Origin of the sequence: Enterobacter sp. MGH 37 (assembly GCF_000534515.1) — a bacterium.
Lineage (GTDB): Bacteria > Pseudomonadota > Gammaproteobacteria > Enterobacterales > Enterobacteriaceae > Enterobacter > Enterobacter kobei.
Genome location: NZ_KI973206.1, coordinates 378,815 through 404,003 on the forward strand (window position 1 = coordinate 378,815; position 25,189 = coordinate 404,003).

At 51.0% G+C, this 25,189-nt stretch carries 21 protein-coding genes and 7 pseudogenes; 15 read left to right on the top strand and 13 right to left on the bottom strand.

Features of this window, described 5'->3' with window-relative positions; all coding sequences use genetic code 11:
- Positions 1-24 precede the first annotated feature (24 nt).
- A complete protein-coding gene (locus L383_RS09320; RefSeq protein WP_008499806.1) occupies positions 25-528 on the bottom strand; it encodes an ESA_00282 family adhesion-associated protein in 504 nt (167 codons plus the stop codon).
- A 104-nt stretch (positions 529-632) separates the two neighbouring features.
- Between L383_RS09320 and L383_RS09315 the strand changes: the two genes are divergently transcribed.
- Entirely contained in the window at positions 633-1,037 is a 405-nt protein-coding gene (locus L383_RS09315; RefSeq protein WP_014885230.1) for a hypothetical protein, read from the top strand.
- A 1-nt stretch (position 1,038) separates the two neighbouring features.
- Positions 1,039-1,488 (top strand): hypothetical protein, encoded by a 450-nt coding sequence (locus L383_RS09310; protein WP_014885231.1) that lies wholly within the window; start codon positions 1,039-1,041, stop codon positions 1,486-1,488.
- 42 nt (positions 1,489-1,530) lie between these two features.
- Here the strand turns inward: L383_RS09310 and exbD are convergent, their stop codons facing one another.
- Together exbD and exbB are read right to left on the bottom strand one after the other, a co-directional pair.
- Positions 1,531-1,956 (bottom strand): TonB system transport protein ExbD, encoded by a 426-nt coding sequence (gene exbD, locus L383_RS09305; protein WP_014885232.1) that lies wholly within the window; start codon positions 1,954-1,956, stop codon positions 1,531-1,533.
- 4 nt (positions 1,957-1,960) lie between these two features.
- Entirely contained in the window at positions 1,961-2,692 is a 732-nt protein-coding gene (gene exbB, locus L383_RS09300) for a tol-pal system-associated acyl-CoA thioesterase (protein ID WP_023331303.1), read from the bottom strand.
- A gap of 251 nt (positions 2,693-2,943) precedes the next feature.
- On the opposite strand from exbB, the gene metC reads away from it, so the two are divergent.
- Both metC and yghB read left to right on the top strand, forming a co-directional pair.
- Positions 2,944-4,131: a cystathionine beta-lyase gene (gene metC / locus L383_RS09295; RefSeq protein WP_014885234.1), complete on the top strand. Its 1,188-nt coding sequence runs from the start codon at positions 2,944-2,946 to the stop codon at positions 4,129-4,131.
- Between the two features lie 143 nt (positions 4,132-4,274).
- Complete coding sequence (gene yghB / locus L383_RS09290; protein ID WP_014885235.1) at positions 4,275-4,934, top strand: DedA family general envelope maintenance protein YghB; 660 nt, start codon at positions 4,275-4,277, stop codon at positions 4,932-4,934.
- A gap of 46 nt (positions 4,935-4,980) precedes the next feature.
- Here the strand turns inward: yghB and L383_RS09285 are convergent, their stop codons facing one another.
- Positions 4,981-5,880 (bottom strand): AraC family transcriptional regulator, encoded by a 900-nt coding sequence (locus L383_RS09285; RefSeq protein WP_023331304.1) that lies wholly within the window; start codon positions 5,878-5,880, stop codon positions 4,981-4,983.
- Between the two features lie 195 nt (positions 5,881-6,075).
- On the opposite strand from L383_RS09285, the gene yqhD reads away from it, so the two are divergent.
- Together yqhD and dkgA are read left to right on the top strand one after the other, a co-directional pair.
- Positions 6,076-7,239, top strand: a complete 1,164-nt coding sequence (gene yqhD / locus L383_RS09280; RefSeq protein ID WP_023331305.1) for an alcohol dehydrogenase — start codon at positions 6,076-6,078, stop codon at positions 7,237-7,239.
- A gap of 105 nt (positions 7,240-7,344) precedes the next feature.
- Complete coding sequence (gene dkgA, locus L383_RS09275; RefSeq protein ID WP_023331306.1) at positions 7,345-8,172, top strand: 2,5-didehydrogluconate reductase DkgA; 828 nt, start codon at positions 7,345-7,347, stop codon at positions 8,170-8,172.
- A gap of 77 nt (positions 8,173-8,249) precedes the next feature.
- On the opposite strand, the pseudogene L383_RS09270 reads toward dkgA, so the two are convergent.
- The 4 genes and pseudogenes from L383_RS09270 to L383_RS09255 form a co-directional block, all read right to left on the bottom strand.
- A pseudogene (locus L383_RS09270) lies at positions 8,250-9,257 on the bottom strand (radical SAM protein); the annotation flags it as partial.
- Between the two features lie 114 nt (positions 9,258-9,371).
- Entirely contained in the window at positions 9,372-9,701 is a 330-nt protein-coding gene (locus L383_RS09265; RefSeq protein ID WP_000140246.1) for a hypothetical protein, read from the bottom strand.
- 204 nt (positions 9,702-9,905) lie between these two features.
- Positions 9,906-13,181 (bottom strand): P-loop NTPase fold protein, encoded by a 3,276-nt coding sequence (locus tag L383_RS09260; protein WP_021242119.1) that lies wholly within the window; start codon positions 13,179-13,181, stop codon positions 9,906-9,908.
- A 159-nt stretch (positions 13,182-13,340) separates the two neighbouring features.
- Positions 13,341-14,309 carry an IS5-like element IS903B family transposase gene (locus tag L383_RS09255; protein WP_022649395.1) on the bottom strand — a complete coding sequence of 323 codons (969 nt, stop codon included), beginning with the start codon at positions 14,307-14,309 and terminating at the stop codon, positions 13,341-13,343.
- 796 nt (positions 14,310-15,105) lie between these two features.
- Between L383_RS09255 and L383_RS09250 the strand changes: the two genes are divergently transcribed.
- From L383_RS09250 to fghA, 6 genes are all read left to right on the top strand, one after another.
- Positions 15,106-15,402 carry a helix-turn-helix transcriptional regulator gene (locus tag L383_RS09250; RefSeq protein ID WP_017384073.1) on the top strand — a complete coding sequence of 99 codons (297 nt, stop codon included), beginning with the start codon at positions 15,106-15,108 and terminating at the stop codon, positions 15,400-15,402.
- 536 nt (positions 15,403-15,938) lie between these two features.
- A protein-coding gene (locus L383_RS0124090) for an IS1 family transposase (RefSeq protein WP_223479951.1) occupies positions 15,939-16,636 on the top strand; the annotation gives its coding sequence in 2 pieces (ribosomal slippage) (positions 15,939-16,188 and positions 16,188-16,636; 699 coding nt in all).
- A gap of 113 nt (positions 16,637-16,749) precedes the next feature.
- Complete coding sequence (frmR, locus tag L383_RS09240; protein WP_017384071.1) at positions 16,750-17,025, top strand: formaldehyde-responsive transcriptional repressor FrmR; 276 nt, start codon at positions 16,750-16,752, stop codon at positions 17,023-17,025.
- Between the two features lie 34 nt (positions 17,026-17,059).
- Positions 17,060-18,169: an S-(hydroxymethyl)glutathione dehydrogenase gene (gene frmA / locus L383_RS09235; protein WP_017384070.1), complete on the top strand. Its 1,110-nt coding sequence runs from the start codon at positions 17,060-17,062 to the stop codon at positions 18,167-18,169.
- Between the two features lie 43 nt (positions 18,170-18,212).
- The gene (locus tag L383_RS09230; RefSeq protein WP_012561111.1) at positions 18,213-18,611 is read left to right on the top strand and encodes a VOC family protein; all 399 of its coding nucleotides are present in this window, start codon (positions 18,213-18,215) and stop codon (positions 18,609-18,611) included.
- Positions 18,612-18,675: 64 nt separating this feature from the next.
- Positions 18,676-19,512 (top strand): S-formylglutathione hydrolase, encoded by an 837-nt coding sequence (gene fghA / locus L383_RS09225; protein ID WP_012561110.1) that lies wholly within the window; start codon positions 18,676-18,678, stop codon positions 19,510-19,512.
- A gap of 27 nt (positions 19,513-19,539) precedes the next feature.
- On the opposite strand, the pseudogene L383_RS25965 reads toward fghA, so the two are convergent.
- The 4 genes and pseudogenes from L383_RS25965 to L383_RS25685 form a co-directional block, all read right to left on the bottom strand.
- A pseudogene (locus L383_RS25965) lies at positions 19,540-19,692 on the bottom strand (resolvase); the annotation flags it as partial.
- Between the two features lie 114 nt (positions 19,693-19,806).
- Positions 19,807-20,083: pseudogene (locus L383_RS25155) on the bottom strand (IS3 family transposase); the annotation flags it as partial.
- A 16-nt stretch (positions 20,084-20,099) separates the two neighbouring features.
- On the bottom strand, positions 20,100-21,176 hold the full coding sequence (locus tag L383_RS09220) for an IS110 family RNA-guided transposase (RefSeq protein WP_000227969.1): 1,077 nt from the start codon (positions 21,174-21,176) through the stop codon (positions 20,100-20,102).
- A 272-nt stretch (positions 21,177-21,448) separates the two neighbouring features.
- Positions 21,449-22,317 (bottom strand): annotated as a pseudogene (locus L383_RS25685) (IS3 family transposase); the annotation flags it as partial.
- Between the two features lie 81 nt (positions 22,318-22,398).
- Here L383_RS25685 and L383_RS26550 point away from each other — a divergent pair.
- The 3 genes and pseudogenes from L383_RS26550 to L383_RS0124110 all read left to right on the top strand — a co-directional run.
- Positions 22,399-22,719, top strand: a pseudogene (locus tag L383_RS26550) (IS66 family insertion sequence element accessory protein TnpB); the annotation flags it as partial.
- Positions 22,716-23,066, top strand: a complete 351-nt coding sequence (gene tnpB / locus L383_RS09210; protein ID WP_016151369.1) for an IS66 family insertion sequence element accessory protein TnpB — start codon at positions 22,716-22,718, stop codon at positions 23,064-23,066. The pseudogene L383_RS26550 and the gene tnpB, both read left to right, overlap by 4 nt.
- Before the next feature lie 30 nt (positions 23,067-23,096).
- Positions 23,097-24,689: pseudogene (locus L383_RS0124110) on the top strand (IS66 family transposase).
- Between the two features lie 199 nt (positions 24,690-24,888).
- Here the strand turns inward: L383_RS0124110 and L383_RS09205 are convergent.
- Positions 24,889-25,173, bottom strand: a pseudogene (locus L383_RS09205) (copper-binding protein); the annotation flags it as partial.
- Positions 25,174-25,189: the final 16 nt, after the last annotated feature.

The window sequence follows — 25,189 nt, forward strand, 5'->3', positions numbered from 1 at the left end:
TGCAAGAACTCAACTGTTCATGACTTAGACGTTGTCCGGATTAACCTCCGGACGCGCATACTCCGGCCAGACCAGCACCACAAGTTCGGGGTAGGCTTCCAGACTGAACTCGCGAAAACACTGGCGAAGGTTTAATACGTCCAGGTCTGAATACGAGACCTTCTCTCCGTTAAGACAGCGCTTTTTGATATTGTCGTAATATTTATAAACCGCTGAATTCAGGTCGCTGCAACGACGCTGCGCCTCAAACAGACCGGGCGTGTCATTAATTTCGGACATTTTCATACGCTTAATTGTCGCGTGTAAAAAGTCGATATATTCGTGATTTACCCGCCAGTACCAGACAGGCGTAACAGAGTTCATCAAAACAGAGAAATGGTCTTCACCTTCCTCTTTTGTCATCAGTTCAGGCTGTGGAGGTTCACTGGTGTCTTTCGACACTTTCGTTTTATTGAACTCCTGCATCAATAAAAGCACACCAGCGGTCAGTAATAGTAATGTGATGACCGTAAAAAAGATGCTGTTCATGGGTTGGCTCCATTTTTTTTGATTTTAAAATTGCCTCATGATATTGTCAACGAATCTCACGCCTTTACCAACCCCACCCTGTTGAAAATAAAGGAAATTAAAAAATGCTGCCCGACTATCTCGTCCCGGCTAAGTACCACATTACGCCTGTGGAACAGCAACCGACGGAAGAAGAAAAAAAGGCCAGTTTCACTCAGGGGAAAAGAAAGCTCTCCGATTTCGAGCCTGATATATTAATTGGTGTTTCCCGCACTGGCAAATCCCGTAATATGTTGCTGGAGGAGCACGATCGCCATATAAAAGACCGCTTATTTCGCGCTATAAAAATTGAGGCCTTCGTCCACCTGCTGAATGACCTCCAGGCTGAAGGCGAAATAGATGCCCAGAAACTAAGTCAAATAATGGCTGAAAAAACAAAAGAAATAAATGAAGCGGGCAATGAAATTTGGCTTAATCTAATTACGCGTGAAAAAAACAACCCTATTTTTTATACCCTTGGGGAAGATTAACGTGAAAGAAGTTAAAGACAACGACGTTTATTTGACTTTAGATGATAAAAAAAGTGATGAATTTATCTTAAAGCAAAATCTCGACGCCCTGAGAAACACAAAAAATATCGAGATGACGCGTATTACGCAAGACCTGGTATCGATTCCGGCGACGCTGGTGCGGCTGAAATGGCAGAATCGCCGCGAGATTTACCCGCTACAGGTCAAAGAAGAGATTTACGGTGCGGTGATAAATAGCCTCATCGAGCAGCAACCCGAGCTGAAAGAGAAGCTGCTGGGCCGGCTCGAGGCCAACTATCAGTATCTGCTTGCCAGAGAAGTCGCCACCCTGCGCCTGACGCGCAAGCTGTCAGCCGGTGAGTACCGTACCTCAAACGTCACCTGCGTTGCGCTCGACGAAGACACGCTGGCAACCTCCTCTGCCGCGCAGACGGATAATAAAAACGCATAAACCGACAGACATAAAAAAAGCCGGCTTTCGCCAGCTTCTTTACTATTTTTTGGCCGCTTTCTCTTCGCCGACCAGCCCAATCTTCAGATAACCCGCCTGATGCAGCGTGTCCATCACCTTCATCATGGTTTCGTAGTCGACGGTTTTGTCCGCACGGAAGAAGACGGTGGTGTCTTTCTTGCCGCCGGTTAGCTGATCCAGCGCCGGAATAACCGAAGCATCCGTTACCGGGTCGTTACCCAGGAACATCGATTTATCCGCTTTCACAGAAAGATAGATGGGCTTTTCCGGGCGCGGCTGCGGCTGGCTGGACGAGGCCGGCAGATTCACCTTCACGTCCACCGTCGCCAGCGGCGCAGCGACCATAAAGATAATCAGCAGAACCAGCATGACGTCGATAAACGGCGTCACGTTGATCTCATGCATTTCACCGTTATCGTCCAGATTTTCGTTTAGACGCATCGCCATAATATCAACCTACGCGCAGTTTAGACGCCGTATGCACCGGTTTCACGGCGCTGGCATTCAGGTCGAGATCGCGGCTTTGTAGCAGCAGAACCTGAGCGGCAACGTCACCGAGCGTGGCTTTGTAGCTGCCAATCATACGCGCGAAAATGTTATAGATAACGACTGCCGGAATCGCCGCGACCAGACCAATCGCCGTCGCCAGCAGCGCTTCTGCGATACCGGGCGCAACAACCGCCAGGTTGGTGGTTTGAGTCTGAGCGATACCGATAAAGCTGTTCATGATGCCCCAGACCGTACCGAAAAGACCGACGAACGGCGAAATTGCGCCGATGGTAGCCAGATAACCATTACCACGTCCCATGTGTCGGCCAACGGCCGCAACGCGACGCTCCAGACGGAAACCGGTACGCTCTTTAATGCCTTCGTTATCTTCACTGCCAGCGGAGAGTTCCAGCTCGTTCTGCGCTTCGTTCACTAACAGGGTGGTCAGGCTTTTTGCGTGGAAGGATGAGGTCATTTCAGACGCCTGATCCAGAGAGCGGGCTTCTGCCAGCTGCTGCTGTTCCCGCTTGAGGCGACGCTTCTGCGAAAGCAGCTCGGCGCTTTTGCTGAAGAAGATAGCCCAGGTGACAACGGACGCCAGAATCAGGCCGATCATCACAATCTTAACCACGATGTCAGCATGTTGATACATGCCCCAAACGGAGAGATCCGTCTGCATCAAATTATTACCCACTCTGTATCTCCAGGACGCAAATCACAAAATCTGAACGTAATAATATCAAAACGTCGTCGAATTGATAGTAGTTCTCATTAGTATTTGCATGGTGCCGTAATTTTCGCTCACTTTCCTTGCGCTTACGCAGTAAAAATTCCTTATGCGGTTTTTTGCTAATATTTTCTGCTTATTCGATAAGCATGCGGGTGCAGTTTTTCACAATCGTGGTAGTCTGGACGTCCAGACGTATAAAAACAGGGTTAGCGAACATGACTAAGAAGCATCTTGATACCACGCTGGTACAGGCCGGACGCAGCAAAAAATATACGCAGGGTTCGGTTAACAGCGTGATTCAACGCGCCTCCTCCCTGGTGTTTGACACCGTTGAGGAGAAAAAAATCGCCACGCGTAACCGCGCAAAAGGCGGGCTGTTTTATGGCCGTCGCGGAACGCTAACCCATTTTTCTCTGCAGGAAGCGATGTGCGAGCTGGAAGGCGGTGCGGGCTGCGCGCTGTTCCCGTGCGGTGCGGCTGCGGTCGCCAATACCATTTTGGCGTTTGTGGAACAGGGCGACCATATCCTGATGACCAACACCGCCTATGAACCCAGCCAGGACTTTTGCACCAAAATCCTCAGTAAACTCGGCGTCACTACCGGGTGGTTCGATCCGCTGATTGGCGCAGGCATTGCCGAACTTATTCAGCCAAACACGCGCATCGTGTTCCTGGAGTCTCCCGGTTCAATCACCATGGAAGTGCACGACGTACCGGCTATCGTGAAGGCCGTGCGCAGCAAAGCGCCGGAGGCGATCATCATGATCGACAACACCTGGGCGGCGGGCGTGCTGTTTAAAGCGCTGGAATTCGACATTGATATCTCGATTCAGGCGGCGACGAAATACCTGATTGGCCATTCAGACGGGATGATTGGCACAGCAGTATCTAACGCGCGCTGCTGGGATCAGCTGCGTGAAAATGCCTACCTGATGGGCCAGATGGTCGATGCAGATACGGCCTACATGACCAGCCGCGGTATCCGCACGCTGGGGGTTCGCCTGCGTCAACACCATGAAAGCAGCCTGAAAGTGGCAGAGTGGCTGGCTCAGCATCCACAGGTTGAGCGCGTTAATCATCCTGCGCTTGCGGGCAGTAAAGGCCATGAATTCTGGCAACGTGACTTTACGGGCAGCAGCGGGTTGTTCTCGTTTGTGCTTAAAAAACGGCTAGATAATGACGAACTGGCAAACTATCTGGATCACTTTACCCTCTTCAGCATGGCCTACTCCTGGGGCGGTTTTGAGTCCCTGATCCTGCCTAATCAGCCGGAGCAAATCGCGGCTCTGCGCCCTGGCGGCGAAGTGGACTTCAGCGGCACCCTGATTCGCCTGCACATCGGTTTAGAAAATGTGGACGATTTAATTGCGGATTTATCAGCAGGGTTTGAACGTATCGTGTAGAGTGCTCGCTGAAAATGTACTCCCCGGACGCTTTTCTTAACACTGCAAGCAGAAAAGTCTGCATGAGTTGCGCCTGCGATCAATCCCGGCAGGTATAATTGGGAGTACAATAGCGTTATCTCTGCTGTTCCACAGGAAAGTCCATGGCTGTTATTCAAGATATTATCGCGGCGCTCTGGCAACATGATTTTGCCGCACTGGCGGATCCGCACGTTATAGGCGTCGTCTATTTCGTGATGTTCGCAACGCTGTTTCTGGAAAATGGATTACTGCCAGCCTCGTTTTTACCCGGTGACAGTTTGCTTTTGCTTGCCGGGGCATTGATCGGTAAAGGCGTTATGGACTTTACGCCAACGATGGTTATCCTCACCTCTGCCGCGAGCCTGGGCTGCTGGCTGAGCTATCTGCAGGGCCGCTGGCTGGGGAACACGCGCGTCGTAAAAGGCTGGCTGGCGCAGTTACCGCATAAATACCATCAGCGGGCGACCTGTATGTTTGACCGACACGGCCTGCTGGCGCTGCTGGCCGGACGTTTTCTGGCTTTTATTCGCACTCTGCTGCCCACCATGGCGGGTATTTCCGGCCTGTCGAACCGCCGTTTTCAGTTCTTCAACTGGCTGAGCGGCCTGCTGTGGGTGGGGGTCGTGACCACGTTAGGCTACGCGCTGAATATGATCCCCTTTGTGAAACACCACGAAGATCAGGTCATGACCTTCCTGATGGTGCTGCCGATTTTCCTGCTGGTAGCCGGGCTGGTGGGAACCATTGCGGTGGTGATTAAGAAAAAGTACTGCAGCGCATAAACAAAAGCCGGGTGGCGGCTACGCCTTACCCGGCCTACGTTTCTCGTCAGGCGCCCTGCATCGTTCGTATACGCGACGCATCTTCTCCCGGCGTGACGCCGAAATAGCGCTTAAACTCCCGACTAAACTGCGACGCACTCTCATAGCCCACCCGCATTGCCGCCGCGCTGGCCTTCATGCCGTCGTGGATCATCAGCATCCGCGCCTTATGCAGCCGGTATGTCTTGAGGTATTGCAGCGGCGAGGTGCTGGTCACCGATTTAAAGTTATGGTGAAACGCCGAGACACTCATGTTCGCTTCCGCGGCGAGCTGATCGACGCTGAGGTTTTCCGTGTACTGGCTCTCAATACGCTTGAGCACGCGGCTTATCAGACTGAAGTGGGTCTGTCGGCTCACCAGCGCCAGCAACGCTCCCCCGCCGGGGCCCAGCAGCACATGATAGAGAATTTCGCGAATGATCTGCTTGCCCAGGATACGCGCGTCCAGCGGCCGCTCCATGACGTCCAGCAGACGCTCGATGGCGCACAGGATCTCTTCAGACAGCGTGGCCGAGTTAATCCCGCTTGAAGCCATCGACGGCTGGAAGAGTTCATCTTCGCCTATCTCCATCAGCAGTTCCTGCAACTGAAGGATATCGACATTAACGCGAATACCCGCCAGCGGGACCTCCTCTGTCGCGAAAGTTTCACATTCAAAGGGTAAAGGTACTGTCAGAAGCAGATATTCATTGGTGTCGTAGCGGAACACGCGGTCATTGATATAACCAATTTTATGGCCCGAAAAGAGAAAAACGATGCCCGGCTGGTACATCACTGGCGTGCGCGTCCCGGGCTGCGTGCCATAGAGCAGACGAATATCAGGCAACGGATCGCTGACACTATTTTCATTATCTATCAGTCTCTTAATCTGCGCGGTAAGCTGATGGCAGATCGCTTCACGGTTCATTTTTCGTTACTCCGGGTACGTTTTCCGACTTTCACAGTTTGCGCACTTTCCCGAGGTTTCTCCAGCGCTCTGTAGAAATGGGCAAGACATTGGCAGGAATGTGCATTGAGAGCATAGCCCCGGACCGCCACAATGTGCATCATCAGGCAGGCATCAGTGCCGCCACGGTTTTTCACCCACTAAAGGGAACGAGCAATGAACAATTTTAATCTCCATACCCCAACCCGCATTCTGTTTGGCAAAGACGCAATCGCTGACCTGCGTGCGCAGATCCCCGCTGATGCGCGTGTCCTGATCACCTACGGTGGCGGCAGCGTGAAAAAAACCGGCGTGCTGGATCAGGTTTACAGCGCCCTGGACGGTCTGGACGTGCGTGAGTTCGGCGGCATCGAGCCAAACCCGTCTTACGAAACGCTGATGAATGCGGTAAAAATCGCCCGTGAAGAAAACATTACTTTCCTGCTGGCGGTCGGTGGCGGTTCCGTTCTGGATGGCACGAAGTTCATCGCGGCGGCAGCGCACTACGCTGACGGCGTTGACCCGTGGCACATTCTGGAAACCCGCGGCAGCGACATTAAAAGCGCAATCCCGATGGGCTCCGTGCTGACACTGCCAGCCACCGGTTCCGAATCCAACAAAGGCGCAGTGATCTCCCGTAAAACCACCGGTGACAAACAGGCCTTTATGAACGAGCACGTGCAGCCTGTCTTCGCGATCCTCGACCCGGTTTACACCTATACCCTGCCTGCACGTCAGGTAGCGAACGGTGTGGTTGATGCCTTTGTTCACACCGTTGAGCAGTACGTGACCTACCCGGTGAATGCCAAAATTCAGGATCGTTTCGCGGAAGGCATTCTGCTGACGCTGGTTGAAGAAGGTCCGAAAGCGCTGAAAGAGCCGGAAAACTATGACGTTCGTGCCAACGTCATGTGGGCGGCAACGCAGGCGCTGAACGGTCTGATCGGCGCTGGCGTGCCGCAGGACTGGGCGACCCACATGCTGGGTCACGAACTGACGGCGATGCACGGTCTCGATCACGCTCAGACGCTGGCGGTGGTTCTGCCTGCGCTGTGGAACGAAAAACGGGATACCAAACGCGCCAAACTGCTGCAGTACGCAGAGCGCGTGTGGAACATCACCGAGGGTTCTGACGATGCGCGTATTGACGCGGCCATCGAAGCGACACGCAACTTCTTCGAAAGCCTGGGCGTACCAACGCGCCTGTCTGGCTACGGCCTGGATGGCAGTTCTATCCCTGCTCTGCTGGAGAAACTCGACGCGCACGGCATGACCCAACTGGGCGAGCACGGTGACATTACGCTGGACGTCAGCCGCCGTATCTACGAAGCGGCACGCTAAGCGTTTTTGTCCTCCCGACTTTCGTTTTTTGACATTTCGTCCAGACTTAATGCACACCCCATCGCCGGAGCCCCCCTCCGGCGATGCGCACCTGAAGGAGGAAAAATGGCAAACCAAACCGTAATCAAGCTGCAGGATGGCAACGTGATGCCCCAGTTGGGGCTAGGTGTATGGAAAGCCGGTAACGACGAGGTCGTCTCCGCCATTCATAAAGCCCTGGAAGTCGGCTATCGGTCAATTGATACCGCCGCCGCCTACAAAAACGAGGACGGCGTAGGCACTGCACTGGCCAGCGCCGGCGTCCCCCGCGATGAATTATTCATTACCACGAAACTGTGGAATGACGATCAAAAACGCCCTCACGAAGCCCTGCAGGAGAGTCTGGAGAAACTTCAGCTCGATTTCGTCGATCTGTATCTGATGCACTGGCCGGTTCCCGCCATCGACCATTATGTTGATGCCTGGAAAGGGATGATTGAACTGCAAAAAGAGGGGTTGGTGAAAAGCATCGGCGTCTGTAACTTCCAGGTTCATCACCTGCAGCGCCTGATTGATGAGACAGGCATCGCACCGGTGATTAACCAGATCGAGCTGCACCCGCTGATGCAGCAGCGCCAGCTTCACGCCTGGAATGCGACCCACAAGATCCAGACCGAATCCTGGAGCCCCCTGGCGCAGGGTGGCGAGGGGGTCTTCGATCAGAAAATCATCCGCGACCTGGCGGATAAATACGGCAAAACGCCCGCACAGATCGTCATTCGCTGGCATCTGGACAACGGCCTGGTCGTTATTCCGAAATCAGTCACGCCATCACGTATTGCCGAGAACTTCGACGTCTGGGATTTCCGCCTGGACAAAGATGAGCTGGGTGAGATTGCGAAGCTGGAGAAGGGCAAACGCTTAGGGCCGGACCCGGATCAGTTTGGCGGTTAAAAAAAGCCGGGTGGCGGCTTCGCCTTACCCGGCCTACGTGTCTACATAAAAAACCCCGGCTTGCCGGGGTTTTTTATTTACGCTTTGCGCTTCACGGGCTTCTTCGCATTCGAATTACCGTTCGAACGCTGATGCACAATCGGCGTGTGCTTGGTCAGCGCCGGGCGCGTATTGCGGTTCTGGCGACGCGCTTCGCGCATCTCATCCAGCGTCGGGGCCGGTACCAGACAGTCGCGGCGTGAACCGATCAGGTGTTTTTTACCCATCTCTTCCAGCGCCTGGCGGATCAGCGGCCAGTTTTTCGGGTCATGATAACGCAGCAGCGCTTTATGCAGACGACGCTGTTTATCCCCTTTTGGCACCACCACCTCTTCACTCTTGTAGCCAATCTTACTCAGCGGGTTCTTGCCGGTGTAATACATGGTCGTCGAGTTGGCGAGCGGTGACGGGTAGAAGTTCTGCACCTGATCCAGACGGAAGCGACGCTGCTTCAGCCACAGTGCCAGGTTCACCATATCCTCATCACGCGTGCCGGGGTGCGCGGAGATAAAGTACGGGATCAGGTACTGCTCTTTGCCCGCCTGCTTTGAATACGTGTCGAACAGCTCTTTAAAGCGGTCATAGCTGCCCATACCCGGCTTCATCATCTTCGACAGCGGACCTTCTTCGGTGTGCTCCGGCGCAATCTTCAGGTAGCCGCCCACATGGTGGGTCGCCAGCTCTTTGATGTAGCGCGGATCTTCCACGGCGATGTCGTAACGCACCCCGGAGGCAATCAGGATCTTCTTGATGCCCTTCAGGTCGCGCGCGCGACGATAGAGATTGATCGTCGGCTCGTGGTTGGTATCCATATGCTCGCAAATGCTCGGATAGACGCAGGAGAGACGACGGCAGGTTTGCTCCGCGCGCGGCGACTTACAGCGCAGCATATACATGTTCGCGGTTGGGCCGCCAAGGTCGGAGATCACACCGGTGAAGCCTGGCACCGTGTCGCGAATCGCTTCGATCTCATTGATGATCGAATCTTCAGAGCGGCTCTGAATAATACGGCCTTCGTGCTCGGTAATAGAGCAGAGCGAGCACCCTATAATTCTGATCATTTAGAAATTTTTTTGCGTTTAAAATCAATGAATTGAAAGATTTCATTTTTCTAAGTCTGATAAAACAGATGAAAACCCAACTGACTATACTCATAAAACTCAATCTTTGCGCTGCTGTACGATACCAGTAATTACAGGTGCCGAGTTTAACATCATGAAAAGTAGCCCAATAATGAATGACGCAACGCCAGCTGCGGTGCCTAACTTCTGACTGAACACCATTGAAACAAAGTACATATTTGGGATAAAAACGGACATAGCAATCACGAAAAGTAACTTATTCAGATAATTATTTATTCGGGTCTTAACCTCAACTCTATCATAAAAAGCCATCGAAACGTAAGCAGTTATCAGTGAATAAAAAGACCATGTCATATAGTTAACCGATTCATTAAATGCCTCTCGCAAAAGCAAAGCACTTTCTGTCATTCCCTACCTCATTAAATCAATAGAAAATAAATCTGAATAATTTATTTTTAAAAGAAAAGAACACAACATAACTTCAGTAGTTATGATTAATCCCTGAATGATTATTTCTTAGCAAGATATAACATGCTTAATGTATATCAGGCAATAAAAAAACTCCCAAAGACCACCGCTGTGGTCTTCAGGTATAGGATTTAAAGAACGAACTCAGTCCGGAAACGTATCACTATCTTCTGTAACGTCCGCTTTCTCTGGTAACATTCTGTTTTTAATATACTGTGAATTCCTGCAGATGAGAGGAAAAATCTCCGAGTTATTCATTATACAACTCGTTGCCGTACGGGCGTCCTCCGGAGACCATGATGAAAATGAAAACGTCTGACGGTCAAGCCATTGAGACAATAATACATTATCAACAGAAGCGCTAAACAGCGCCGCAATAGCCCTGCGTTCAACGGCCTTCTCAGGTTCAATAAACGACAACTCATTATGAAAACGGGTAATAATCGCAATACGGCTGTCAATACGAATATGTCTTTCAAGTAAGACATCGTGCAACTCATCAAGTACAGTCTCTCTCTGGGTATCGTCGAGGCAAGACCACAGAAAATGAATGTTCTCGGCATTTGTGACAACGTCTGGCTCTGCATCACGGAACCATGATGCAAAGATACCCACACTACCTTCCATCCGGATATGCTGCCCCTGAAGTTGCATTTGTTCAAGGATAAAGCGCATGTTCACAGGAAGAACCGTAAAACACTCAATAAGCCTTTCAGAAGAACTAAATACTCCACATGCCAGGGCGTTCAGCTTTTTCTTCAAAATATCAAACTGCTCACCTGACTGATATACGTCATGGAGAAATACTGGACCCATAGCATTCACATCAGACTCAATTATTTTCTCTGACAGTGCTTTTTGACGCTCTCGCACAAATATTAAAAGAGAGGTTGCATTTGTAGCTTCTTTGATGACGTCATACTGACCTTTAACAAAGCTCAGGACAGGTATATTCACCAGAAGACCTAAATCAACAATCCTGCCAACAGCATTTTTGATGTACGGCAGAACATTTTTATCCTTAAGTGCTATAAAGATACTCTCGGCAGTACGTAGATAACGAAGATATGCAGCCAAAGCCAGGTCAAACCGTTCCTCACCAATATGTTCACTGTACGACTCGATACCGGCATAGTTACCATGGAGCACCATGTGAGCAACAGCCTGTGCAGCAAATTCCGCAGGGAAGAGATTCCTCGTCGCCGTATTATTAAGATAATATTGATTTAAAACATTATTATTCCAGTCCGGGCTCAGAACAATTTTTCTGAAATGGATAACGTCCTCAACAACCTGACGATTTTTAAGCGTCATTATTGCAGAGCTAACCTGAGCCCCACCTGTACCATCATTCTTTCCAATTACGTTCTGTACCGCCTTCGATGCAATATTGATATGCCGGATAATTCCCGGATTAAAAAGGTCTATCTGAGGTTGCTCAGCTCCATAGCGTAACATCTCCTCCCGACCGTGATTTCCGATATCTAGTGTGCCAATTTTCAGGTTTGACAAGGTCTCTTCATTATTGACAAGGTATTCCACATAAAATACGCCATCTACAAAATTCTCCATTTTATTCAGTAGTGATTCACCGGCCAGAACAGAGTATGAATCAGCTTCCTGCAGCAACGTCTTCGTGGATTCAGCCTCCAATTTTTCTGAATCCTGAATTTCATCAAGTTTACTCACAATAAACGATATTTGCCTTTCGACGAAAGGCTCTAGGCTTATCCGCCCGTCAGCCATCAGTTTCTGCAGACTCAATACGAAACCTTCATCATTCTTTTCTCTGAGTGAAACAGCATAACTCTGATTCAGCATTTGCACTGCGACTTTGAGTTGCGGTTCGGCGAGAGCCTGACACTTCTCATCCATCCGGCTATAAGAAACCAGCCAGTCTCGCATCTGAATATGTGGTGCCACTCGCTGCCATGCTTCAGCGAAACCCCACAAGGCCGTCAGCTCTTCAAGCCGTGGGATATTTATAGCACCAATCGCGTCTTTAAGAGGCGTATCAAGCAACTCGCTCCTGGCAAGCTCCACCGTGGACTGATAGTGGATGCTCATCAGAAATTCGCTCCATCTTTCTGTATCGTTATTAAAAATTCGGGATATTTGTTGATAAGTTAGCGAGAGCATCTCGTCAAAATCATCCGGAGCAATACCGGGTTCGGTCTGACTAGCTTTGGGATCGCGAAGTAATACTTTAATATCTCGCTCCCCGTATCTGACCACCAGTAAGTAGAGAGCAATAAGAATATGGCGATGATCTTCTGTTGCAGGAACGGTAAGGTTCAGAATATGAATATCATTAACAAACTTCTTCATTAATCGCGGTGTGATACGAGGATACTCAGAGGGTTTCCAGCGCTCAAGCAACACCGTTGCTTCCCGGCACGCTATCCCTGCATCCTCATTTACTGTTTCTTTCCAGTACTGCCTTAACGCTTCCTGCCATCCTGCCGAAATAAGAGGAGGAACCTGAAAACTTACAGGAATCCGCTTTGCAATAAACTCACGCCCGCTGAAACCCGCCACAGAAAGTGAGGCTGAAACCTGTCTTGCCGAATAGGGCACCACTATCCTGAAGTGTTCATGAGTGGCTCCGGCAATAAGCTCCATATCACTCCAGAGCTCTTTCACTTTGTCTGCACTGATTCGGTCCAGATTATCAATGATAAGGATGAAGCGATCTCCATGGGAAATGACCTCTTTGGAGGTAAATCCCTGCAGAGCTTCAGCCAGCTCAATAGCTCCGACCTCCTTATTAACTAGCCAAGTCTCTTCAATCCTGTCAGTACTGTTGCGTTTGAACAAATCACCAATACTCGAATACCCTTTCTTTCTGTACCATTCCATGTTCTGCAGGCATGCCAGTCCTGCGACCATAATGGCAGGAGAAAGAAACGCGGCCACCTCAACATAAAAAAGCCACCCTAATAATGACTCCTTGTTAGTAAAATATTGATTAAGGTCTGTTAGCACATAACGAAGCATCTGCACGGAAAGCAATGACAGTAAAATAAAAACGACGGTCAACCAGCTTAGCCTGCTGCTGACCCTCTTGTCGTATTCAACGATGTTACCCAGAGCCAGATTTTTATACTTATCCAACACATCCCGGGAGCCCGGACATTGTAGGCTGACCCCGTGGTGGATGACATCGATAAGCGCTTTTTTAGTTGAGCCATGATGGTAACGTTCTGCATCAAAGTTAATGAACGTAAAATCATCTTTAAGCTTTTTCTGCAGGAACTTCAATATTGTTGACTTACCTGAACCCAGCTCACCTTCCAGACCAATAATATTGACATCAGGTGTCCTGATGATCTGAGCCACATTCTCTGCAACTTTTTCATGACTGCTGCCTCTAAACATATCCTGGTCAGCGGGTGATTCCGTCTGCAATCGTAGAGTCATTCAGCAATTTCCTTCGTTATAACGTAAGATTCTTTCACTATTAGACACAGTACAGAGCCCACAGCAACCAAATGACTGCAGCCGGGGCAGTTTAGTTTTAAGCGGCTTTGTTGAATAAATCAGATTTCGGGTAAGTCTCCCCCGTAGCGGGTTGTGTTTTCAGGCAATACGCACGCTTTCAGGCATACCTGCTTTCGTCATTTTGTTCAGCGCTCGTACCAGGGCCATAGCCTCTGCAACCTGACCATCGTAGTCACGCAGTGTCAGTGAACCTCCGAACAGCTGTTTTACCCGGTACATCGCCGTTTCCGCTATCGAGCGACGGTTATAATCTGTTGTCCATTTCCACCGCGCATTACTCCCGGTCAGCCGCTGATTCGCAACAGCACGGTTACGGTCTGCATATTCACCGGGCCAGTAACCCGCGCCTTTTCGGGGCGGGATAAGCGCGCTGATTTTCTTACGCCGCAGTTCATCGTGACAGAGCCGGGTGTCGTAAGCGCCGTCTGCCGATGCTGCCCTGATTTTTCTGTGAGTCTGCCGGATAAGACCCGGGAAGGCTTCTGAGTCCGTCACATTGTTCAGCGACAGGTCTGCACAGATGATTTCATGTGTGTTGCTGTCAACTGCCAGATGCAACTTTCGCCAGATACGGCGGCGTTCCTGGCCATGTTTTTTGACTTTCCATTCGCCTTCACCAAAGACCTTCAGCCCGGTGGAATCAATCACCAGATGCGCGATTTCACCCCGGGTGGGCGTTTTGAAACTGACATTAACCGACTTTGCGCGCTTGCTGACACTGGTGTAATCCGGGCAGCGCAACGGAACATTCATCAGTGTAAAAATGGAATCAATAAAACCCTGTGCAGCCCGCAGGGTCAACCTGAACACGCGTTTAATGACCAGAACGGTGGTGATGGCGAGATCAGAATAGCGCTGAGGTCTTCCCCGTGATGAAGGCGTTGCCGACTCATACCAGGCCTGAATAGCTTCATCATCCAGCCAGAAAGTTATGGAGCCACGGTTGATGAGGGCTTTATTGTAGGTGGGCCAGTTGGTGATTTTGAACTTTTGCTTTGCCACGGAACGGTCTGCGTTGTCGGGAAGATGCGTGATCTGATCCTTCAACTCAGCAAAAGTTCGATTTATTCAACAAAGCCGTTTTAAGCATGCATAAGCCGATTTCGATGGAATCCCTTTCACACAATAATATTGAATTGAAGCAATGAAAACATTAATGTGTTTGTTGTGACTAGCTGCAGGGGCCTGGAAGAAATTCCAAAGCCTGACAAACCGGAACAGGGCTTGCTCTGCTCCGGTTTTATCCAGTTCATCTTGAAGCCCTTGTTTTTGTTACATATCCCTGCTCACTCTTTCAGCCATTGTTAAGCTTCTTGTGTGTAATCTGCGAATAATACGGATGCAAAATTGATGCAATGGATTATACATACCTACAGCGCACGTTACGCTGAGCTGAATCGAATTTCAGAGAACGTTCTTCGCTATTACCCTGCCCAGCCAGTTGAACACATTTTATCATCCGGCCCCGAGAGTGACATGTTCTCTGCCTGGTACAGCCTTCATCAGAGTCAAACTAGACGTTATTTACAGGCAAAAGAAGACAGCTACAGAGCTTAAGTCTGACATTATTCGTGGCTGTGTCTGCCTTCGGAGTTTTCAGCTTATCCCGATAACAGCGGTTTTGAAAAATTGACGTTTTTTACACCGGTACATTGCCCGAACGCAATCTCCCCCGTAGCGAAATACCGCCCCGCAGAAAATCGTCCATGCTCGGCATGCCCCTGGAACATCAGCATCTTTTCAATAAAGGTTTTACAGCCTATAGTCTGTATAACACAAAATACACCTTACCTGCTGTATTACAGGGCGGTACTCCCTACTCAGTCTGCGAGGCAGGTCACTTATGAATAATCAGTTCCCGATAAAAACGCTGAACCAGCTCAGACCTGTGCTAATCGGGTTTCGCAAAATCAAGGGCTTCACGCAAAAAGATGTGTCTGAGAGGCTTGGCGTAACGCAGCAAACCTATGCCCGCCTGGAAGCAAACCCTGCTAGCGCCAGTATTGATCGTCTGTACAAGGTATTCAGTATTCTGGGCGTAGAAATAACGCTGTCATCTATTTCCCCTTCACCCTTCATTTCCCACACAGAGATGAGGGGGGCATTTGACAGCACTCCCGCCAGACGGGAGAAATGGTGACTATTAGAAGTTTGCTAGTTTTGTCGAATGACGCCAACTACATGTCCGCATCCATCGAGTAGTGGCTTCAAGCCACGATTGTCACTGCCTCCGCTGCCTTTTTCCAGTAACTCTCTCCTTTTAATTCTAATATTTAGGGGTGTCAACGCAAAGCAGAAACGGCACCTTCTTTGCGAGACAGAAATGACCTGTGATTGCCTGGCCGATTTATGGCAGCTAAGTGCGAGAAGCGGATATAGCGAATTCGCCATTGTACGGGATTAGCAGGTTTACTGAAGCAACCTGCGATGGCGTTATGGCAATAGTCAGTCCCCTGTCCAGTCGGCATAGGTGGCCACCTCGTCACCGCCGGGGATAAACTGATTGAAGCCTCCGCGCAAAATCACTTATTCTTTTCCGTTAATAAAATGCAGGAGCAAAGTCATGACTGGCGAAATTCGTGGGCGAGGCAGGCCACGAAAAACAGAGAGTACCTATACAGGGTAAGGGTGCCAACTTACTGATTTAGTGTATGATGGTGTTTTTGAGGTGCTCCAGTGGCTTCTGTTTCTATCAGCTGTCCCTCCTGTTCAGCTACTGAAGGCGTGGTGCGTAACGGTAAAAGTACTGCCGGACATCAGCGCTATCTCTGCTCTCACTGCCGTAAAACATGGCAGCTACAGTTCACTTACATCGCCTCTCAGCCCGGTACACACCAGAAAATTATTGATATGGCCATGAATGGCGTCGGATGTCGCGCCAGTGCACGCATTATGGGCGTTGGCCTCAACACGATTTTACGACACTTAAAAAACTCAGGCCGCAGTCGGTAAACTCACGCATACAACCGGGCAGTGACGTTATTGTTTGCGCGGAAATGGACGAACAGTGGGGTTACGTCGGCGCTAAATCACGCCAGCGCTGGTTGTTTTACGCGTATGACAGGATACGGAGGACGGTTGTGGCGCACGTATTCGGTGAACGCACGTTGGTCACGCTGGAGCGTCTTCTGGGCCTGCTGTCGGCCTTTGAGGTCGTGGTATGGATGACGGATGGCTGGCCGCTTTATGAATCACGCCTGAAGGGAGAACTGCACGTTATCAGCAAGCGATATACGCAGCGCATTGAGCGGCATAACCTGAATCTGAGGCAGCATCTGGCAAGGCTGGGCAGGAAGTCACTGTCTTTCTCAAAATCGGTGGAGCTGCATGACAAAGTCATCGGGCATTATCTGAACATAAAACACTATCAGTAAGTTGGAGTCATTACCGGTGCTCTGATATATTTATTATACTATAGTGGGGTATGTGTTGATCTTAATGTAATACTCCCCTATAGTATAAGAAATACAGAGCAGTGAGGTAAGCAATGCCCAGTACTCCTGAAGAGAAAAAAAAGGTCCTAACCCGGGTTCGCCGTATCCGGGGTCAGATTGATGCTCTGGAAAGAGCACTTGAAAGTGGCGCTGAATGCCGTTCCGTTCTCCAGCAAATCGCCGCCGTCCGGGGCGCCGCTAACGGACTGATGGCAGAGGTGCTGGAGAGCCACATACGGGAAACCTTTGACCAGAATGACAGCTACAGTCATGAAGTCAGTAAATCAGTTGACGATACGATTGAGCTGGTTCGTGCCTATCTTAAATAGGTGAGGCCATTATTACATTGAGGATATATTACGTATGAAATCACGTGCCGCTGTTGCATTTGCACCAGGGAAGCCCCTGGAGATTGTTGAAATTGATGTTGCTCCGCCTAAAAAAGGCGAGGTGCTGATTAAAAACACCCACACAGGTGTCTGCCATACCGATGCCTTTACCCTCTCAGGGAATGACCCTGAGGGCGTTTTCCCGGTGGTTCTCGGCCACGAGGGAGCCGGTATCGTCGTTGAAGTTGGTGAAGGCGTCACCAGTGTGAAGCCGGGTGACCATGTTATTCCGCTCTACACCGCTGAATGCGGGGAGTGTGAATTCTGCCAGTCCGGTAAAACGAACCTCTGTGTATCGGTTCGCGAGACTCAGGGCAAAGGACTGATGCCTGACGGGACCACTCGCTTTTCATACAACGGTCAGCCTCTTTACCACTACATGGGATGTTCCACATTCAGTGAATACACCGTTGTGGCCGAGGTTTCTCTGGCAAAAATTAACCCGGAGGCGAACCATGAACACGTCTGCCTGTTGGGTTGTGGCGTGACTACCGGTATTGGCGCCGTCCATAACACGGCTAAAGTGCAGCCGGGCGATTCAGTTGCCATTTTTGGTCTGGGGGCAATTGGTCTGGCTGCGGTACAGGGGGCCCGTCAGGCAAAAGCGGGACGTATTATCGCTATCGATACTAATCCGACAAAATTTGACCTGGCCCGTCAGTTCGGGGCCACTGACTGCATTAACCCGAATGATTATGACAAACCGATTAAAGATGTTCTGCTGGATATCAACAAGTGGGGTATTGACCATACCTTTGAATGTATCGGTAACGTTAACGTCATGCGTGCAGCGCTGGAAAGTGCTCACCGTGGGTGGGGGCAGTCCGTTGTCATTGGTGTCGCAGGGGCCGGACAGGAGATTTCCACCCGTCCTTTCCAGCTGGTCACCGGGCGCGTATGGAAAGGTTCCGCGTTTGGCGGAGTAAAAGGCCGCACTCAGCTCCCCGGTATGGTCGAGGATGCCATGAAGGGGGATATTGACCTTGAGCCATTTGTAACCCATACGATGACACTGGATGAAATCAATGACGCCTTCGAGCTTATGCATGAAGGCAAATCTATCCGGACAGTGATTCATTACTGATCCCATCAGAATTTTAATCAACTCAAACTGAAGGAAGTGGAAAATGACAACTCCGGTAATTTCTGGTGACGGCATCTTTTCTCATGTGTTCATTGGCGCAGCCGATGTCGAGAAATCCTCCGCATTTTACGATGTCGTCCTGGGCACGCTTGGTATCAATAACCTCGGCCCGTTTGGCAACGGCTGGGTACTCTATGGCCGCGAAAAGCCGGCATTTATCATTGCCCGTCCGGGCAACGGTGAAGCACCTTCCGCTAACGGGGTGACTGTCGGCTTCGCTGCTGCCACCCCGGAAGAGGTTGATGCTTTCCATGCTGCCGGCCTTGCCGCCGGTGGAGCTGATGAAGGTCAACCTGGCCCGCGTGGTCACCTTCCCGGGGCCTATGCTGCCTACCTGCGGGATCCGGCGGGTAACAAAATCACGGCGTATACGTTTATCTGACGTCCGGATTTAAAGATACTTCCCCTGGCTTCGGTCAGGGGAAATAACCATGAGATAACGGCTGATGGAACTCATTGAGCAGCATGCCAGCTCTGGCGGCTGGCAAAACGTGTACCGGCATTATTCACAATCCCTTAATTGTGAAATGAATTTCGGTGTGTATCTTCCTCCCAAAGCAGTAACAGAAAAACTGCCGGTACTATACTGGTTGTCGGGCCTGACCTGTACTGAGCAGAATTTCATCACCAAATCAGGTATGCAGCATTATGCAGCCCGGCATAACGTCATCGTTGTTGTCCCGGATACCAGTCCCCGGGGTAATAATGTCCCGGATGCCGACAGTTACGATCTTGGCCAGGGGGCCGGTTTTTATCTGAACGCGACGGAACAGCCGTGGAATGTTCATTACAGGATGTATGACTATATTCTCAGAGAGCTTCCGGATGTCGTCATGAATCATTTTCCTGCAACGGCAAGAAAATCTATATCCGGTCATTCTATGGGAGGGCTGGGTGCTCTGGTGCTGGCTCTGCGAAATCCTGGTGAATATGTGAGCGTATCAGCATTTTCCCCGATAGTATCGCCTTCTCAGGTGCCATGGGGGCAACAGGCATTTAGCGCTTACCTGGGTGAAAACAGAAAAACGTGGGAAGCCTACGATCCAGTCAGCCTCATTTTACAGGGTGAAAAATTACCAGAAATCTTCATTGATCAGGGGCTGAGTGACGCCTTTTATGAAGAGCAACTGCGCACCAAAATCCTTGAGAGAGTATGCAATGAGATGAACCTCAATGCGTCGTTCCGATATCATACTGGATACGACCACAGCTATTATTTCATTTCCAGCTTTATTGGTGAGCACATTGCTTACCATGCCAACAGGCTCAGGCTGTCAGCATGAGTTGATTTCCAGCCTCAGAAAATGTGCTTAATTTTCAGGCCTGAACAGGGCCTGAACCCTGCAGACCTGAGATGTACTGTAACTGGTGGCTTCAGCAGTTTCTCTTATGCTCAGTTTCTTGACCTGTCGGTAATACAGAACTTTCTTATGTCGTTCCTGATCGGCCTGTTTGCCCCGGTGAATAGCCACGGATAATCTAGACACTTCCGAGCCGTTGATGGACTGACCCCGCCCCGGTAGACGATCCTGCCCTATAGTTTGGACTGACCCCACGCCTGTAGACAAATCCTGTCCTCACGACGAGGCCTGTTCGAAGGCCTCCGGACTGACGCCGCCGAGGTGGCTGTGGCGCCGGGACCGGTTATAGAAGACTTCAATGTAATCGAAGATCCGCCCGGGCCAGATCCCTGGTTTTATATATGCGTTTTCTGATCCGTTCTTTTTTCAGCGAACTGAAGAACGATTCGGCCACCGCATTATCCCAGCAGTTGCCACGCCGGCTCATGCTCGGCGCCAGGTTATTGGCCCGGTAGAAGCGCTGCCAGTCGTCACTGCCGTACTGGCTGCCCTGGACGCCCTTCTAAGAGTCAAGCTGTTATCGGGATACTGTTGATCCGCCTGTTTTGATTGCGCAGTAACGTGTAAACTTCGCGGGAGATATATCGCTTTAGACAGCGTATCGCTTCCATTTTTGTATGTCCTTCGGCTACACGCCTGGCGACATATTCCTTTGTTTTTGCGTCAGTTCGTAAGCGTCCGATGGCGATGATGTGAAGTGCACTATTTGCAGCACGATCTCCACCACGATTAAGTCGGTAACGGTTCGTTTTTCCAGAAGAAACGGGGACCGGGCTGACACCACACAGTGCCGCAAATCCTGATTCTGATCTTAACCGTTGAGGATTGTCTCCGGCAGTGATCAGCAACTGTGAAGCGCTTTCGTATCCGATAGCATTACGTTTAATCAGCTCAGGTGCCAACTCGTCGACAATTGCCGCAATCATGACATCCAGATCAGCGATTTCGTCATGTAACTCGAGATAGCGTCGGGCAAGGGACTTTAATGAAATGCGATAAACGTTGGTTACATTGCGGTATTCACTGGCATCAGGTCTCCAGGAACCCAGGGTCCTGATGAGCTGCATGCGCGTCATATTTCTGAGCTGTTCACGTAATTCATCCGGGGCAGAGATAATATTTGAATGGATAATCTGGAGAGCGACTCTGCGGGCTGATATTGCTGTTTTTCGGCAAGTTTTTAATACCCGCAGGGACTCAATCATGCCATCACGCGTTTTGGGAGTAACTGTCCTGATGCCTGAGAATGCTGCATGAGCGGCACATTCAGCATCAATTGTGTCACTTTTACCCCGTTTGCGTCGCTCCATCCGGTCTGGAGCAGTCACCTCAAGAACTTCTAACCCGGCGTTCTGAAAATAACGAAGCAAACCGGAACCATAGGTACCTGTGCACTCAACACCAATTCGCTTTAATGTCCCAAACGAGGTCATCCATGCCAGCATCTGCCGGTAACCTTGTCGTGTTGTGGAGAAATACTGAGTCCCAAGGACTTTATTGTTCTGATCTACGACAGCGGCAACGTGCAAATCTTTATGTGTATCCACGCCACCCACAACGGCAGCTTCGGTAACTTTATCAACCATGACAGAGCTCCTGTGAGGAAACAGAGTTGAATCTCCAGACAGATAACCTGGACAGGACAGTAACGAGACAAGCCGTCAGGCCCTTCTTGAGTCACGCGCATCGGTGAGGAGATGCCTCGCATGAAGGCGCTTCCGGCAACCGACGGGTCCAGGGCAGGACACAAAAGGTCGATCGCTGTGTGAGTCAGGATGCGGGAAGGTCTTCACTGCATCAGTAATCACACCAATCTGGTTAAACGGCAAACTAAGTGGTGGTAAAGACTGACATCGGCATTATTACTATCGCTGTGGAACATCACCCCGACGGGCTTACCACGGGTTTCCCATGCCATTTCCAGTGCTTTCATGGTGAGCCTGCTGTCCGGCGAGAACGACATGGCCCAGCCCACTGGTTTTCTTGCGAACAGGTCGAGAACAACGGCGAGGTACGCCCAGCGCTTACCCGTCCAGATATAGGTCACATCACCGCACCACACCTGATTTGGTTCCGTTACGGCGAACTGTCGCTCAAGATGATTCGGGATAGCAACGTGCTCATGACCGCCACGCTTATACCGGTGAGTCGGCTGCTGGCAACTGACCAGCCCCAGCTCTTTCATGAGTCTGCCAGCAAGCCAGCGCCCCATCTGGTAACCTCTCTGGGTTGCCATTGTGGCGATGCTTCTTGCTCCGGCAGAGCCGTGGCTGATGCCATGCAGTTCAAGTACCTGACTGCGTAATACAGCCCGTCTGCCGTCTGGCTTTTCAGGACGGTTTTTCCAGTATTTGTAGCTGCTGCGATGAACCCCGAACACATGGCAGAGAGTGGCCACAGGATAACGCGCCCTGAGTTTCCCGATTATCGAGAACTGTTCAGGGAGTCTGACATCAAGAGCGCGGTAGCCTTTTTTAATATTTCATTTTCCATTTCAATACGTTGTAGCTTTTTCCTGAGCTCACGGATTTCAATTTGTTCCGGGGTAATGGGGGAGGCTTTTGGTGTTTTGCCCTGCCGTTCATCACGTAATTGTTTCACCCATCGCGTCATTGTGGAAAGGCCGACATCCATAGCGCTGGCTGCATCTGCCACGGTGTAGTTCTGGTCAACGACCAGTTGAGCGGATTCGCGTTTAAACTCTGCGCTGAAATTTCTTTTTTTCATTATGACACCTGTGTTGTTCTGAGGTGAGCATATCACCTCTGTTCAGGTGGCCAAATTCAGTAAACCACTTCATATCAGCCTGGAGCCTGTGTTGCCCGGTTGGCGCGGGATAATGGAATTAATGACAATCTGCTGTTTACCTGGCGCCAGCGTTACAGACATCTTCTGCCCGATGAAATACAACGGTCAATCAGAGAGCAAGACTCTGTTATCCCCGTTGTCCTGCCTGATATGGTCCTGTCACACCATGCTGAGCCGCACTATGAACCCGCCGCTCCAGCCTGCCGCGAGGCCATGACATGCGAGGTGACTGTCGGCGGTGCCAGCCTGCGTCTGTCCGGGGATTTATCACCTGCACTTCTGAAAACGCTGATCCGCGAGCTGAGCGGGAGGAGCCGATGATACCCTTACCGTCAGGCACTCGTATCTGGCTGGTTGCCGGGGTCACCGATATGCGTAAGTCCTTCAATGGTCTGGGCGAACTGGTCCAGCATGTTCTTGATGACAATCCGTTCTCCGGCCACCTGTTTATCTTCCGTGGTCGTAAAGGTGACACCGTGAGGATCCTCTGGGCTGATGCTGACGGTCTGTGTCTGTTTACCAAACGTCTGGAAGAGGGACAGTTCGTCTGGCCTGCTGTACGCGACGGCAAAATCGCCATCACCCGCTCACAACTCGCCATGCTCCTCGATAAGCTGGACTGGCGGAAACCTAAAACTGCACGCCTTAACTCACTGACGATGTTGTAAAAAGCGCATGACCGCATTATAAATGGGGTCATGAGTCAGGACTATCTCGCCCGTATCGCTGCGCTGGAAGACGCGCTTCGCCAGAAAGACAGCCAGCTCAGTCTCGTTGCTGAGACTGAGTCGTTCCTGCGTTCAGCGCTGGCCCGCGCAGAAGAGAAAATAGAGAACGAAGAGCGTGAAATAGAACATCTGCGGGCTCAGATAGAAAAACTGCGCCGAATGCTGTTCGGTACCCGTTCAGAAAAGCTACGCCGGCAGGTCGAAGAAGCCGAAGCCCTGCTGAAACAGCAGGAGCAGCAAAGCGATCGTTACAACGGCCGGGACAATGATCAGCAGGTTCCGCGTCAGTTGCGCCAGTCCCGTCATCGTCGCCCGTTACCGGAACATCTTCCCCGCGAAATAAACAGACTGGAGCCAGCTGAAACCAGCTGTCCTGGTTGCGGTAGTGATATGGCCTATCTCAGCGAAGTCAGCGCGGAGCAACTGGAGCTGGTCTCCAGCGCCCTGAAAGTGATCCGCACGGTCAGGGTGAAAAAGGCCTGTACCCGATGCGACTGCGTCGTTGAAGCGCCAGCGCCCTCACGTCCTATCGACCGGGGCATCGCCGGGCCGGGTCTGCTGGCCCGCGTGTTAACGGCCAAATACTGTGAACACCTGCCGCTGTATCGCCAGTGCGAAATCTTTGCCCGTCAGGGTGTGGATCTGAGTCGTGCGCTGCTCTCCAACTGGGTGGATGCGTGCTGCCGGTTAATGGCCCCGCTGGATGAAGCCCTCTACCACTACGTGATGGACTGCCGCAAACTGCATACGGATGACACTCCGGTGCCCGTGCTGGCGCCGGGCAGAAAGAAGACGAAAACCGGGCGTATCTGGACATATGTCCGTGATAACAGAAGCGCGGGTTCATCAGATCCGCCAGCGGCATGGTTCGCCTTCTCACCGGACCGACAGGGGAAACACCCTCAGCAACATCTTCGGCACTATCATGGCGTGCTGCAGGCAGATGCCTTCGCAGGGTACGACAGGTTGTTCAGCGCAGAGCGTGAAGGTGGCCCGTTGACAGAAGCGGCATGCTGGGCTCATGCGCGGCGCAAAATCCATGACGTCTATATCAGCACCCGGACGGCCACAGCAGAGGAGGCTCTGAAGCGCATCAGTGAGTTATACGCGATAGAAGAGGAAATACGCGGCCTTCCGGCATCTCAGCGGCTGGCCGCCAGACGGTCCCGAAGTTAACCGTTGCTGATATCCCTGCATGACTGGTTGGTGGAGAAAAGTGCCACTCTGTCGAAAAAATCCCGGTTAGGCGAGGCGTTCGCTTATGCACTGAACCAGTGGGATGCCCTGTGTTACTACTGCGATGATGGTCTGGCAGAGCCGGATAATAACGCTGCTGAGCGCGCGCTACGAGCGGTCTGTCTGGGCAAGAAAAACTACATCTTCTTCGGCAGTGATCATGGTGGTGAACGTGGTGCCCTGCTGTATGGTCTGATCGGAACGTGCAGGCTGAACGGTATCGATCCAGAGGGTTACCTTCGCCATATCCTGAGCGTATTGCCGGAGTGGCCCATCAACAAAGTGGCCGAACTGCTGCCATGGAACGTAGATCTCACCAATAAATAGCCGTCAATACGGCGCTCACTTAACGCTTACGTTCACCTGAGGTGTTTTTGTAGTTATCTGGCGTTACGTGACAGTGTTGGTCAGATACTTCCACCTCTTCAGAGTTAAAGTTTGATATATGGGAAAAAAACGCTCCCGGACGGGAGCGTAAGCCAGTGACTTCGGCGTCAAATGAGGGTCTGACAAGTGGAGCTGCGGGTTAATTCTGGGTGATCTGGCTGCGATGCTTTTCAGCCTGCTGCTGATGAATAACGGAAGATAGACCATTATTCGCCTTCTCATGCACAACAGCGGCTTTCTCATGCTCGTTCATTTCGGAAAATGGCTTAGCAGTTTCTTGGGTGTTCTCAGGTTTGGATTTCATCATTTTTTTATGCATTTCAGCCATGTCCTGATGGGCAGCAGAATTGCCGTTTTGCATCATTTCATGGGACATTGCGGCCTGATCGTGACCGCTCATATCCATCATTTTCATGCTCTCCCCGGCTTTGTTGAATAAA